This window comes from Micromonospora sp., assembly GCF_048594385.1.
Lineage (GTDB): Bacteria > Actinomycetota > Actinomycetes > Mycobacteriales > Micromonosporaceae > Micromonospora > Micromonospora wenchangensis.
This window is the reverse complement of record NZ_JBMDWU010000069.1, coordinates 1-13,191: the sequence shown is the minus strand read 5'-3', so window position 1 is coordinate 13,191 and position 13,191 is coordinate 1. Positions and strand designations below refer to the sequence as shown.

Here is a 13,191-nt window from a genome sequence, read left to right as displayed (position 1 = left end):
ACGCCCCGGCGGCCGGGGGGGCCGCCCCGCGCCGGCCCCGGGGGGGTTGGGGCCGGGCGGCGGCGCGGGTGCTCAGGGGATCGGATTCCAGCCGTCGACGCCGGCCAGGTAGCGCTGCGGGGTGAAGTCCGGGGCCTGCGCGTCGGTCAACTGTGGCCGGTCGGCGGTGACCGTCGACCCGGGACCGCTGTTGCGGTATTCGGCGAACCGGGCGTCGCGCCACGAGAAGCCGGACATGTCGGTCCAGGGGGAGTCCTTCACGTGCGCGCCGAGCACGCTGTCGCGGAACACCACCTGACCGATCGCGTTGACGTCCCCGCTTGGGTGCCACGGCCGACCGAGGTGCACGCTCTGCGCCGCCGCCGCGTCGGTGGTCAGGGTGCAGCCGGTGAACAGCAGGCCGTACGGGTTGCCGATCATCGTTGAGGCGGCGGTGACGTAGCCGTTGTTGCTGGTCGAGCCCCGGTCCAGCGAACGGATCTCGCAGCCGTCGAAGACCCCGGTGCCCCGGCCGAAGATGAAGTCGACGTCGCCCTCGACGTAGCAGTCCCGGAAGTACGCCCGGCCGACAGCGTCGGCGGAGGCGCTGTTGTGGTAGAGCGTGTCCTGGTTGCCCAGGAACCGTACGTCGTCGAAGACCAGCCGGTCGGCCCGGGTCAGCACGGCCACCGCCTGCTCGGCGCTGTAGTCGTGCGCCGCCTCGTCGAAGTCGTTGGCGAAGGTCAGGTGCCGGGCGGTGAAGTCGTTACCGTCGATGGTCACCGAGGCGCTGCCCGACGTGCCGTACGTGCCACCGCCCGGCTTCGGGGTGCCCGAGGCGTTGTCGTAGACGATCACCACGTCCCGGGGGTCCCCGGTCGACCCGACGAACGACACGTACGGCTTACCGGCCGGCACCGCCACCGTCTCCCGGTAGGTGCCCGGCCTGATGGTGATCGTGTACCGGCTCGCGTTGCCCACCGGCACGGCGTCCACGGCCGCCTGCACGCTGGTGAAGTCCCCGCTGCCGTCGGGGGCGACCACCGAGGACCGCTGCGCCGGCCCGGTGGGCGTGGGCGTCGGGTCGGTGGGCGGCGGGGTGTCCGACGGGGTGGCGGTGGGGGTCGGCGTCGCGCCGGTCGGGGTGGCGGTGGGGCTCGGCGGTGCGCTGGTCGGCGCGGGTTCACCCCGGGTCACCAGCACGTCGTCGAAGCGGGCGGTGGCGTTGCCGGTCTGCACCCCGATCCGGCCGGTCGCGGTCAGCGTCGCGGTGCCCGCCCCGACGGGGACGCCGTCCACCCAGCCGCGTACCACCGTCCCGGCGACCTCGATCCGCAGCGTGTGCCAGTCGCCGACCGTCACCGGGTGGGACACCGTGCCCAACGGGGTGACCCGGCCACTGCGTACCGCCTCCAGCCGCACCTGGTCGCCGGCGTGCAGGGCGAGCCGGTAGTAGCTGGTCGCGCCGCTGGCCCGGGCCAGCAGCGCGACCATGCCGTTGCCGGGCAGGGTCAGCGGCTTCACTCGGGCCTGGACGGCCTGGTCGGCCCAGGAGGCGCTGCCGGCGAACAGCCGGGCGTCGCCGGTGTCGGCCCTGGCCTGCTGCAACGCCGGGCTGTCGTCGGCGGCCACCGACCAGGAACCACCGGACCTCGACCAGCCGGCGAGGTCGCCGTCGGCGAAGTCGTCGCTGAACAGGGTGGCGGCGTGGGCGACCTGTGCGCCGCCGAGCTGGGTGAGGGCGAGCAGCGTGGTGGTGAGTGCCGCGACGGCGACGGCGAGGGCGGGCAGGCGGCGGCTTCTGCGCATGGCGGATGAACCTCCGGGGACGGGGTGGAGGTGGGCAACGGTGCGTGAAAGCGCTTTCCTGGGCGCACCGTAACCCCGCCCGTGCACGACTGTCAATCGATGCCGCCGCCGGGAACGGACGCACCCCGCCCGCGACGGTCGGCTACTGCCCGTGACGCCACCGTCGGTCCGGCAGCGCCCGGGTCGTCTCCTCGGCCGGTATCCGTTCGGCCTCGGCCTGCGCGAGGAGTCGCTGCTTCGCCGCCTCGTGTTCCGCGGCCTGGATCTGCTCGCCCCGACTCGGTGCCGGCTCGCCCTGCACACTGTCCACCCGGTCCTCCTTCGACGGGGCGCGACGATGCTCGGGCAGCAAGACCGGCGCGCCGGACGCGGGTGCGGCTCCTGGCCGGAAGGACGGTTGTCCTACGAGCCACACCCGATCAGCATTCAGTGATCGGACAGTTGCGGTCGAGAGCTGGGAAGTTCGCCGGCTACGTGCTGCTCAACGACGCTGGTCGTCCCGGTGACATGTCCGTGTTCGTAGCCGCTGAACGCTCCGCCCGCGTCCCCGGGGTCCGCGAGGCGCGGCAGGTACGCCTGGCCGGCCGCCGCTACGATGCGGGGATGGGCAGGTTCCTTGCGCTCTTCAACGGCGCGGCCGACGAGGCCGGCAAGGCCGCACTCAGCGAACAGCAGCAGACCGAGTTCCTCCACGCCTGGGCATCGTGGGCGCAGGCCAACGAGAGGGCTCTCGTCGACCCGGGCGCTCCGTTGTTCGCGAAGAAGCTGGTCACGGCGCAGGGGGTCGAGGACTTCACCGACGGTATGACGGGTTACACCATCGTGGAGGCGGACTCTCACGACGAGGCGGTCCGGATCTTCTCCGGCCATCCACACCTGGGACTGTTCACCGGAAACTCGATCGCCGTTCTCGAGTGCCCGCCGCCGCCCGGCTGACACCCCGCCCGCAGGGTGATCTCGCCGGGCACGCCCTTCGCCGACCGGGACCGTCGGCGGCACACCGGCTCAGTCTTCGGTCTGCGGGCCGAGCAGGCGGATCTCCTCGATGTCCAGCGCCGCCTGCACCTCGCGCAGCACGCTGTCGTCGATCTCGTTGTTGTCGCGCAGCCGGGTCACCTCGCGGCGCTTGTGCTCCAGCACCCCCAGCCGCAGCCGCGTGTCCGACTCCTGGGCCCGGTCGGCCTCCGGCCCCCCACCGGACTCCGTCACCAGGTCCAGGTAACGCTGGTAGTCGGCACGCAACCGGTCCACCGCCGTGCCGTCGACCTCGAGGTCGGAGGCGACGCCCGGCAGCGCCGCCAACGCCACCTCGGTGGCCCGGCGGCGGGCGTGCCGGACCTCGTCCCCGCGTGCCTCGTCCCCGCGCAGCCCGGCCCAGCGGGCCACCGCCGGCAGGGTGGTGCCCTGCACCAGCATGATCGACACGATCGCCACGGCGGTGCAGAAGATGATCAGATCCCGTTCCGGCACCGGCGTGTGCGTCGTGACCGTGGTGACCGGCACCGCGAGGGCGGCGGCCAGCGACACCGCCCCCCGGAACCCCGCCCAGCCGGCCGCCACCCGGACCCGCCGGCTCACCGTGGCGCCCCGGCCCACCACCGGCAGGCCGTAGGAGAACAGCTGCAACCACACCAGCCGGACCACCACCACCATCAGGGTGACCGAGGCGGCGATCGCCACCGACCGCACCAGCGAGGTGCTGGTCACGTGGTTCACCGCCCGGGGGATCTGCATCCCCAGCAGCACGAACAGCGCCCCGTTGATCAGGAAGGTGGACAGGTCCCAGAAGGCGTACGCCAACACCCGGGACCGGGCCCGGATGATCCTCGGGCTGGCGTACGACAGCAGCAGTCCGGCGACCACGACGGCGAGCACCCCGCTGGAGTGCACCACCTCGGCCAGCAGGAACGCGGCGAACGGGGTGAGTACGCTCAGCGCGCCCTCGCGCAGCGGGTCGTCCAACCGGCGGCGGATCAGCACCACGACCAGGCCGACGACCAGACCGGCGGCGACACCTCCGGCGGCCGAGCCGAAGAACCGCCCCAGGAAACCGAACACCCCCGGCGCGGTGCCACCGACGATCAACCCGACCGTCACCGAGAACAGCACCAGCGCGGTGCCGTCGTTGACGAGGCTCTCCGCCCGCAGCGTGGTCAGGATGCGGCGGGGCATCCGCTTCGCCAGGCCGGCCACCGCCGCCGCGTCGGTCGGGGCGAGCACCGCGCCCAGCACCCAGGCCGCCTGTGGGCTCATCCCCAACCCCTTGGCGACCAGCGCCACCGCCACCATGGTCACCACCACCAGCGCCACCGCCAGCGAGGCGATCACCAGCAGGTTCGACCGGATCTCCCGCAGGCTGATCACCAGGCTCTCCCGGTAGAGCACGGCCGGCAGGAAGAGCAGCAGCACCACCTCGGGTTCGAGCACCACGTCCGACAGCGGCGGCAGCAGCGCCAGCAGGCCACCCATGGTGATCAGCAGCACCGGCGGGGCGACCCGGTACCGACCGCCGATGGTGGTGCCGACCAGCACGGTGGCGGCCAGCACCACGATCAGGACCAGGACGTCCACGCCACCCCCCGCCTCCACCCGACATGCTGGTACGAAGTCGGCGGCGGGGCGGGGAGAATCCGGGAACTGCCCGGGTCCGGCTCAGGTGACCCGGGACGGCTCCGCCGGCACCCCGGTCCAGGCCCGCCGTTCGGCGATGTCCCGCAGCCGGTCCATCGCGTCCCACACGTCGACGTGACGGGTGTAGAGCGCCGCCGGGCCGAGCCGCAGCCGGTCCGGCACCCGGTAGTCGCCGACGACCCCGGCGTCGACCAGGGCGCGGGAGATCCGCAACGCCTCCGGGTGGTGCAGCGACACGTGCCCGCCGCGCCGGTCGGGGTCGCGGGGCGAGGCGAGCCGGAAGCCGTGCGGGACGAGCCAGGCGTCGGCCAGTTCGATGATCAGCTCGCCGAGCCGCAGCGACTTCTGCCGCACCTGGTCCATCCCGGCGTCGGCCAGCACGTCCAGGGCCGGGTCGAGAGCGGCCATCCCGAGTACCGGCGGGGTGCCCACCAGGAACCGCTCCGGGCCGGGCGCGGGATCGTAGCCGGCACCCATCCGGAACTGGTCCCGCTGGCCGAACCAGCCCCAGATCGGCTGCCGCAGTGACTCCTGCAGCTCCCGCCGCACATAGAGGAAGGCCGGCGCTCCGGGACCGCCGTTGAGATACTTGTAGGTGCAGCCGACCGCGAGGTCGGCCCCGGCGGCGGTCAGGTCCAGCGGCACCGAGCCGACCGCGTGCGACAGGTCCCACAGCACCAGCGCGCCGACCCGGCGGGCCGCCTCGGTCACCGCCGCGACGTCCAGCAGGGCCCCGCAGCGGTACGACACCGCCGACAGCACCACCAGCGCCACGTCCTCGGTCAGCGCCGCCACCAGGGTGTCCGGGTCCAGCCCCTCGTCGAGGTCGGAGGGGAGCAGCCGCAGGGTGTGCCCGCGCTGGGCGGCCAGCCCCTCCAACAGGTACCGGTCGGTGGGGAACTCCTCGGCGTCGGCCAGGATCGTCCGTCGGTCGGGCCGGGCGTCGAGGGCGGCGGCGGCCAGCTTGTAGAGGTTGACCGAGGTGGAGTCGGAGACGATCACCTCGCCGTCGCGGGCGCCCAGCGCGTGGGCGGCGATCCGGTCCCCGATGCGGCGCGGCCACTCGATCCAGGTCGGCCAGCTCCGGACCAGTTCGGTGCCCCACCCTCCACGGACCAGGCCGGCCAGGTGGTCGCCGGTGGCGGCCGGCAGCCGGCCCAGCGAGGTGCCGTCGAGGTAGAGCAGGTCGTCGACCACGAACCGGTCCCGCAGGCCGGCGAGCGGATCGGCGGCGTCCCGCTCCTGCGCGACGTGCCGGGATGTCGGTGTGGTCATGGTGTCCTCCCTCCGCCCGGGGACACCCGGGCCGATGCAGGCTAGCCGATCGGCCCGGCGAACCGTAAGGGACGGTGGCCCGGCCACCCCGTACCCCCGCCGGTCAGCCGACCGGGACGGTGGCGGTGACGGTGGCCTGGTCGATGTCGCTGGTGCGGACGGTGAACCGGATCGTCCAGTCCCCGCGCGCCGGCAGGCTGATCTCGGCGCTGCCGTGGTGCGGTTCCGGGGTGTCCACCGGCACGGTCATCGGTTCGATCCCGGCCGCCGGCAGGGCGAGGCTGACCGTCCACTGGGCCACCGGCAACGGCTGCCCCTGCGGGGTGTAGACGTACGCGTGCAGCGAGTTCGGCACCCCCACCCGGACCGGGTAGATGTCGAACTGGAGGGTGTAGGTGCCGCTGGTGAGGGTCTGCGCGACGCCCTCGCGGGTGGCGCGGGCGGCCTGCGTGTCGGCGGTCCGGCCGGGCGGGGTCTGCACCAGCACGGCGGTCAGCGCCAGCACCACCGCCGTGGCGGCGAGTTCCACCCCGGCGGCCCACGCGACCCGGCCCGGCCGGTCGGCGGCCCGGCCGGCGCGCACCGCCCGCCGCTGCCAGGCCGCGACGCCGAGCACGGCGGCGAGCAGCGCCGCCTTGGCGCAGAGCAGTCGACCATACGCGGTGCCGACCAGCGCGCCGGGCCGGCCGAGTTCGATCGCGGCCTGCCCGACGCCGGAGGCGACCAGCCACCCCACCGCGACGGTCGCCCACCGCGACCAGGCCGGCAGGATCCGGCCCAGGACCCGCCGGTGGGTGCCGGGCAGCAGGAACACCGCCAGGGTGAACAGCCCGCCCAGCCACACGCTCATCCCGGCCAGGTGCACCACGTCGGCGAGGATGCTCACCGGCGGCAGGGGCGAGGCCACCGGGTGCCCGGCCAGCGGCCAGGTCACCAGCCCGGCCAGGCCCACCAGCGCCAGCGCCACCCGCCTGCCCCGCCCGGCCCGCCCTGCGGCCACCGCCGCCAGCAGCCCGGCGGCGATCGCGGCCAGCGCCAGCCGGGCCCCCAGCAACGGCCCGATGTCGCTGTCGGCCACCGCCGTCAGGTCACCACGCGACAGGTCGCCGACCGGCACCCCGACCATGTCCGCGGCCTGCGCCACCCACGTCCCGGCGGTGCCCACGACCACCAGGGCGAGACCGACGTACCCGGTGGCGGTCACCGCGCGACGGCGGCGACGGCGCGGCCAGCGCACCGCGCCGAACAGGGTGGGGCCGATCGCCAGGACCAGGCCCAGGTAGCCGGTGTACCGGGCGGCGGGGGTCCACCCGCCCGAGGGGCGCTCGTCGACGCTCACCGGCTCCGGGGGCGTCGCCGACGGCGCACCGGCCGAGTAGGCGAAGCTGCCGGCGACCGGGTGGCTGTCGGCCGAGATGACCCGGTAGCTGACCAGGTAGGTGCCGAGCGGCCGGTCCGGCACCCGGACCGGGATGCGCAGGGTGGCCCCGTCCGCGACCGGCTCCCCGGCGGTGACCCGCCGCCCGTCCGGGCCGAGCACCTGCACCCGGCCGATGACCGGGGAGACCGACTCGCTGAAGACCAGCACCACCTCCCCGGGCGGGGAGCCGATCACGGCGTCGCGGACCGGGCTGGTGGCGACCAGCGCGGCGTGGGCGGCGGCCGGGGTCGCCGGGGTCAGCGGTACGGACAGCAGCGCGAGGAGTAACCCCAGCAGCACGGCGGAACGGGTGGTACGCACGCACAGTGGTTCGTATTTCGTGATCACATGGTTCAACCGTCGCCGGAACGATCCGGCTCACCGGTCGGGCGCTGGTGCAGGGCGAGGGTCAGCAGGAGGCGGGCGTCCGGGTCGTCGAGGGCCGGGCCGAACAGGCCGCGTAGCTGCCGCATCCGGTAGCGGACGGTCTGCGGGTGGGTGTGCAGGTCCTCGGCGACGGCGACCACCTGCCCCTGCCGGCGCAGCCAGCCGTGCAGGGTCTCGGCCAGGGCCCGGCGGGTGGTGGGCCGCAGCCCGGCCAGCGGGGCCAGCACCGTGCCGGCGAGGTGCCCGGCCAGGCCCGGCTCCCACGCGGTGAGCAGGGTGAGCAGGTGGTCGTCGCAGGACACCACCGGGTCCGGGCCGAGCGCACCCTGCTGGTGCAGGGTCAGCGCCCGGCGGGACAGCCGGTACGACAGCCGCGCCTGCTGCCGCTGCACCGTCGGCCCGAGCGCGGCCCGTCGTCCGACCAGCGCCTGCCGGGCGCGGTCGAACCGTCCCGGCGTACCGGGATCGGGCAGCACCACCCGGATGGCGTCGCCGACGACGGCGGCCAGCGCGCCCGCGCCGATGCCCCGGGCCACGTGTTCGGCGTCGGTGCCCTCGACGCTGAACACGGCAACGGTCGCCGGCAACGGCCAGCGGGCCGCGTCGGCGGCGGCGTGCAGCACCGCCCCGGTCGGCGGGTCGGGCTGCACGAGGAGGGTGACCAGTCGGCGTCGGGTGGTGGCCCAGTCCTGGGCGGTGTCCCGCTGCTCGGCGAGGAACCCCTCGGCGGCGGCCCCGGCCAGCGCGTCGACGTAGCCGAACAACGCCCCGGCGATCACGTACAGGTCGGCCGGGGCCGGGCCGGCCGGCGTGGCGCCGGGCCCGCCGGGCCCGGCCGGAGCGGTGGCGTGTTCCACCAGGAAGGCCCAGATGTCGCGGGCCCCGAGGGTGAGCACGGTCCGCAGCGCGTCCACCCGGTGCCCCTCGCGGTACTCGGTGCGCCCCAGGGCGTGGAACACCTCCCGGGTTCCGGTCAGCTCCCGGGCCGGGTCGGCGACCGCGTCGACGAAGGTGTCGACGGCGGTCTGCACGCCCAGGGCGAGGCCCTGCCCCTGCCCACCGGTCAACGACCGGCCCTGGGCGGCCATCGCGGCCCGGACGGTGGCGAGGATCCGCTCGTGCAGCGGTCCGCGCAGCCCCCGCAGGTGGTCGCCGACCGACGGCGCGAGACCGGCGAGACCGGGCTCGATGTCGAGCAGGGCGTCGGACACGATCGGCCATCCTTTGTCATTCGGGTGACAATTCCGCTGGTGAATACTGCGCCCCGGCACGGATCATTTTGGCACCGCGCTACGTAGGGTCGGCGCATGGAGACGGATGTCATCGTGATCGGCGCAGGCCTGGCCGGTCTGGTCGCCGCCGCCGAGGCCGCCGACGCGGGCCGTCGGGTGCTGCTGCTGGACCAGGAGTCGGAGCACAACCTCGGCGGGCAGGCGGGCTGGTCGTTCGGCGGGCTGGTCTGCGTCGACTCGCCCGAGCAGCGGCGGATGGGCATCCGCGACTCGGTCGAGCTGGCCTGGCAGGACTGGACCGGCAGCGCCGCCTTCGACCGGCCCGAGGACCACTGGCCGCGTCAGTGGGCGCAGGCGTACGTGCACTTCGCCGCCGGGGAGAAGCGGGCCTGGCTGCGGTCGATGGGTCACCGGGTCTTCCCGGTGGTGAGCTGGGCCGAGCGGGGCGGGGGAGCGGCCCACGGGCACGGCAACTCGGTGCCCCGGTTCCACGTCACCTGGGGCACCGGCCCCGGTGTGGTCGAGCCGTTCGCCGGGCGGGTCCGGCAGGCCGTCGCGCAGGGCCGGGTGACGCTGCTGTTCCGGCACCGGGTCGACGAACTCGTCACCACCGCGGGAGCCGTCACCGGGGTACGCGGCGCGCTCCTCGCCCCCGACGACGCGCCCCGGGGTTGCAGCAGCTCCCGGGATGTCGTCGGCGACTTCCAGCACGACGCCCAGGCCGTGATCATCACCGCGGGCGGCATCGGCGGCAACCACGACCTCGTCCGGCGGGCCTGGCCGGCCCGGCTCGGCACCCCGCCCACCCGGATGGTCACCGGCGTCCCCGCCCACGTCGACGGCCGGATGCTCGCCATCACCGAGACCGCCGGCGGACAGGTGATCAACCCGGACCGGATGTGGCACTACACCGAGGTGCTGCGCAACTGGGACCCGATCTGGCCCCAGCACGGCATCCGCATCCTGCCCGGCCCGTCCTCGCTCTGGCTCGACGCCACCGGGGCCCGGCTGCCGGCACCACTGTTCCCCGGCTTCGACACCCTGGCCACCCTGCGGCACCTGCGCGCCACCGGCCACGACTACAGCTGGTTCCTGCTCACCCAGAAGATCATCGAGAAGGAGTTCGCGCTGTCGGGCTCCGAGCAGAACCCCGACCTCACCAACCGCAGCGTCCGGCAGGTGCTGCAACGCGTCCGGCCGGGGGCGCCCGGCCCGGTCGAGGCGTTCAAGCGGCACGGGGCCGACTTCGTCGTCGCCGACACCCTGCCCGAGCTGGTGGCCGGGATGAACAAGCTGGCCGCCGAGACCGACGGCCCGCAGCTCGACACCGCCGCGCTGACCGCGCTGGTCGAGGCGCGGGACCGGGAGATCGCCCACCCGTTCGGCAAGGACGCCCAGCTCGCCGCGATCAGGGGGGCCCGCCGCTACCGGGGTGACCGGCTGATCCGGGTCGCCACCCCGCACCGGCTGCTCGACCCGGCGGCCGGCCCGCTGATCGCGGTGCAACTGCACGTGCTGACCCGCAAGAGCCTCGGCGGCCTGCACACCGACCTGTCCGCCCGGGTGCTGCGTCCCGACGGCGAACCGCTGGCCGGGGTGTACGCCGCCGGCGAGGTCGCCGGCTTCGGCGGCGGGGGCATGCACGGCTACAGCGCCCTGGAGGGCACCTTCCTCGGCGGCTGCCTGTTCTCCGGCCGTACCGCCGGTCGCGCGGCGGCGGCGGCCGTCGGCTGACCGACCCGGGCGGGTCCTCGCTAGGCTCGGCTGCCGTGGACGACGACGCGCTGACCGCGATGGTGACCGTGGCGGCGGGACAGGTGAGCCTGTCCGACAGGCGTACCGAGCGGCGCTGGTCGGTCGGGGTGGCGGCGTACCGGCTCGGCGTCGTACCGGTCACCCAGGGGTGGTACGCCCGGGTGACCGGGGAGCGGCCGAGCACCACCCGGGGCGACCGGCTGCCCGTCGAGGGGGTGTCCTGGGTCGACGCGGTGCGCTTCTGCGACGCCCTGTCCCGGCAGGAGGGGCTCACCCCGGCGTACCGGCTGCACGACGACGGTGAGGGTGCCGACTGGGACCCGCGCGCCGACGGCTACCGGCTCCCGACCGAGGCCGAGTGGGAGTACGCCTGCCGGGCCGGCACCACCGGTCCGCGCTACGGCCCGCTCGACGAGATCGCCTGGTACCGGGGCAACTCCGGCGAACGACCGCACCCGGTGGCCGAGCGCACCGCCAACCCGTGGGGCCTGTACGACCTGCTCGGCAACGTCTGGGAGTGGTGCTGGGACGTCTACGACGCCGAGGTGTACGGCGGCTACCGGGTGCTGCGCGGGGGCGGCTGGTTCGACGAGCACTGGAGCTGCCGCGCCTCGGTACGCCGCCGCAGCCACCCGACGTTGCGCATCGACGACGTCGGTTTCCGGCTGGCCCGTTCCCTGCCGCGCTGACCCCGTGACCGGTGCCCGGACGGTCCGTGACGCCTGCGCAGACCGGAACCCGCCCGGTCAGGCCAGCCGGCGGGTGCTGTGCCGCACGATCAGCGGGGTGGCCAGCTCGATCCGGTGGCTGTCCAGGCCCTCCCCGGCCACCAGGGAGAGCAGCATCCGGGTCGCCATGCCGGCCATCTCGGCCAGCGGCTGACGCACGGTGGTCAGCGGCGGGGCCGCCCAGCGGGCCGAGTCGAGGTCGTCGAAGCCGACGATGCTGATGTCGTCGGGGACCCGGGCGCCGCGCTCGTAGAGCGCCTCGTAGGCGCCCAACGCCATCTCGTCGGCGCAGGCGAACACGGCGGTGGGGGGCTGGGCGAGGTCCAGCAGGGCGTTCATCTCCCGGTAGCCCGACGGGGAGGTGAAGTCGCCGTGCCGGACGTACCCGGCGGGGATCTTGCGGTTGGCCGCGTTCATCGCGGCCCGGTACCCGTCGACCCGGGCGCGGCTGCACGGCACCGTCGGCGGGCCGCCGATCACCGCGATCCGGTGGTGACCCAGGTCGAGCAGGTGTTCGGCGGCGGCCACCCCACCGGACCAGTTCGTCGCCCCCACCGACGGGATGCCCGCGCCGGGCTGGCCGGCCGGGTCGATGATGACCACCGGGATGCCCAGTTCTTCGAGCTGGCCCTGCTGACTGGGGGACAGGTCGGAGAGCACGAGCAGCACCCCGTCGCAGCGGCGCTTGGAGAGCTGTTCGATCCACCGCCGGTCGGGGCGGCTGCGGCTGCGGCCGTGCACGGCGGAGACGACCACCCCGACGCCCGCCCGGTAGGCCAGATCCTCGACACCGTCGAGGATCTGCATCGCCCAGGGACTGCCGAGATCCCGGAAGACCAGGTCGATGAGGCCGGCGGCACCGGGCATCGCGGGCGCCCTGCGGGCGGTGTACGACCGCCGGTCGAGCAGGTCCTGGATCCGGCGTCGGGTCGCCGGGGCGACGTCGGGTCGACCGTTGAGCACCTTCGAGACGGTGGGCACGGACACCCCCGCGGCGGTCGCGATCTCCGACAGCGTCGCCCGGTCCTCCGCCATGCCCATCTCCTCCACAGTCGTGCGCCCGTCGGCAGCATAGCCCGAAAGTTTCGGAGGTCGGGTGACGCCCTGGTCGTTGCGGCGATGCGGCCCCCCGACACCGGCCGGTCGGGGAGCACCGGCCCTGGTGCCGGCCCGGGTGACCGTGGGCCGTCGGCAACCGAAACTTTCCCGAAACCGACTTGTCTGGTGCGGTGTGTCGGGCCGGGAAACGACGAGCCCGTGCGCCCCGCCCGATTTCTGCTGCGGCGGCGCATACGGCATGCTGTGCCGCAGTGGCAGGAGACTCTGCCGGTGACCGGCGACGAGCCGCGGACACGCGGTCGTCCCTGCGCGAGACGTGCGGGAGGGCGGGGCGGCGATGGCCGAGGCTGAGGCGGGGCGTTCCGTGTTCACCGGCGCCAGCGAGATGGCGGCCCGGATGCGCGCCTTCGACTGGCCCGCCACCTCCCTGGGCGCGGTCGCCGACTGGCCGGCGAGCCTGCGCACCGCCACCCGGATCTGCCTGACCTCCCGGTTCCCCATGATCGTCTGGTGGGGCCCGGAGCTGCGCTTCCTCTACAACGACGCCTACGGCCCGCTGCTCGGCAGCAAACACCCGGCCCTCGGCAAGCCCGGCGACCAGGTGTGGGGCGAGATCTGGCACATCATCGGGCCGATGCTGCGCGGCGTGGTGGAGACCGGCGAGGCGACCTGGTCGGAGGATCAACTCCTGCCCCTGCACCGCTTCGGCTACACCGAGGAGTGCTACTTCTACTACTCCTACAGCCCGGTGCGCGGCGAGGACGGCCGCGTGGAGGGCATCTTCACCGCCGTCACCGAGACCACCTACCGCGTGCTCGCCGAGCGGCGCGAGCGCCAGCTGCGCGAGGTGTCCGAGCGCACGTCCCAGGCCCGCTCGGAGGAGGATGCGTGCTCGAGCGCCCTCGAGGTCCTCTCG

At 74.4% G+C, this 13,191-nt stretch carries 11 protein-coding genes; 4 read left to right on the top strand and 7 right to left on the bottom strand.

Annotated features, from left to right (window positions below):
• Positions 1–72: 72 nt before the first annotated feature.
• Both ACOJTC_RS03340 and ACOJTC_RS03335 read right to left on the bottom strand, forming a co-directional pair.
• Complete coding sequence (locus ACOJTC_RS03340) at positions 73–1,788, bottom strand: pectinesterase family protein (RefSeq protein WP_420115686.1); 1,716 nt, start codon at positions 1,786–1,788, stop codon at positions 73–75.
• A 142-nt stretch (positions 1,789–1,930) separates the two neighbouring features.
• Positions 1,931–2,098: a hypothetical protein gene (locus ACOJTC_RS03335; RefSeq protein ID WP_204924666.1), complete on the bottom strand. Its 168-nt coding sequence runs from the start codon at positions 2,096–2,098 to the stop codon at positions 1,931–1,933.
• A 119-nt stretch (positions 2,099–2,217) separates the two neighbouring features.
• Here ACOJTC_RS03335 and ACOJTC_RS03330 point away from each other — a divergent pair, with 119 nt between their 5' ends.
• Complete coding sequence (locus ACOJTC_RS03330; RefSeq protein ID WP_420115685.1) at positions 2,218–2,724, top strand: hypothetical protein; 507 nt, start codon at positions 2,218–2,220, stop codon at positions 2,722–2,724.
• A gap of 69 nt (positions 2,725–2,793) precedes the next feature.
• Here the strand turns inward: ACOJTC_RS03330 and ACOJTC_RS03325 are convergent, their stop codons facing one another.
• The 4 genes from ACOJTC_RS03325 to ACOJTC_RS03310 all read right to left on the bottom strand — a co-directional run bounded on the left by ACOJTC_RS03325 (position 2,794) and on the right by ACOJTC_RS03310 (position 8,712).
• Positions 2,794–4,359 (bottom strand): Na+/H+ antiporter, encoded by a 1,566-nt coding sequence (locus tag ACOJTC_RS03325; RefSeq protein WP_420115684.1) that lies wholly within the window; start codon positions 4,357–4,359, stop codon positions 2,794–2,796.
• Positions 4,360–4,440: 81 nt separating this feature from the next.
• Complete coding sequence (kynU, locus tag ACOJTC_RS03320; RefSeq protein WP_420115683.1) at positions 4,441–5,694, bottom strand: kynureninase; 1,254 nt, start codon at positions 5,692–5,694, stop codon at positions 4,441–4,443.
• Between the two features lie 103 nt (positions 5,695–5,797).
• Positions 5,798–7,435, bottom strand: coding sequence for a copper resistance protein CopC (locus ACOJTC_RS03315; protein ID WP_420115682.1), 1,638 nt, complete (start codon positions 7,433–7,435; stop codon positions 5,798–5,800).
• 32 nt (positions 7,436–7,467) lie between these two features.
• A complete protein-coding gene (locus ACOJTC_RS03310; protein WP_420115681.1) occupies positions 7,468–8,712 on the bottom strand; it encodes a PucR family transcriptional regulator in 1,245 nt (414 codons plus the stop codon).
• Between the two features lie 96 nt (positions 8,713–8,808).
• Here ACOJTC_RS03310 and ACOJTC_RS03305 point away from each other — a divergent pair, with 96 nt between their 5' ends.
• Both ACOJTC_RS03305 and ACOJTC_RS03300 read left to right on the top strand, forming a co-directional pair.
• Positions 8,809–10,467: an FAD-binding dehydrogenase gene (locus ACOJTC_RS03305; RefSeq protein ID WP_420115680.1), complete on the top strand. Its 1,659-nt coding sequence runs from the start codon at positions 8,809–8,811 to the stop codon at positions 10,465–10,467.
• Between the two features lie 59 nt (positions 10,468–10,526).
• Positions 10,527–11,177, top strand: coding sequence for a formylglycine-generating enzyme family protein (locus ACOJTC_RS03300; protein ID WP_420115687.1), 651 nt, complete (start codon positions 10,527–10,529; stop codon positions 11,175–11,177).
• Positions 11,178–11,234: 57 nt separating this feature from the next.
• Here the strand turns inward: ACOJTC_RS03300 and ACOJTC_RS03295 are convergent, their stop codons facing one another.
• Positions 11,235–12,251 (bottom strand): LacI family DNA-binding transcriptional regulator, encoded by a 1,017-nt coding sequence (locus ACOJTC_RS03295; protein ID WP_204924271.1) that lies wholly within the window; start codon positions 12,249–12,251, stop codon positions 11,235–11,237.
• A 361-nt stretch (positions 12,252–12,612) separates the two neighbouring features.
• Between ACOJTC_RS03295 and ACOJTC_RS03290 the strand changes: the two genes are divergently transcribed.
• Positions 12,613–13,191, top strand: a 579-nt coding sequence (locus ACOJTC_RS03290) for a PAS domain-containing protein (RefSeq protein WP_420115679.1), incomplete at its 3' end; no start/stop codon positions are given.

Excerpts from the sequence above, each read along its gene's own strand:
- kynU (WP_420115683.1), bottom strand. The coding sequence starts at position 5,694 with ATGACCACACCGACATCCCGGCACGTCGCGCAGGAGCGGGACGCCGCC.
- ACOJTC_RS03305 (WP_420115680.1), top strand. The coding sequence starts at position 8,809 with ATGGAGACGGATGTCATCGTGATCGGCGCAGGCCTGGCCGGTCTGGTC.
- ACOJTC_RS03300 (WP_420115687.1), top strand. The coding sequence starts at position 10,527 with ATGGTGACCGTGGCGGCGGGACAGGTGAGCCTGTCCGACAGGCGTACC.
- ACOJTC_RS03295 (WP_204924271.1), bottom strand. The coding sequence starts at position 12,251 with ATGGCGGAGGACCGGGCGACGCTGTCGGAGATCGCGACCGCCGCGGGG.
- ACOJTC_RS03340 (WP_420115686.1), bottom strand. The coding sequence starts at position 1,788 with ATGCGCAGAAGCCGCCGCCTGCCCGCCCTCGCCGTCGCCGTCGCGGCA.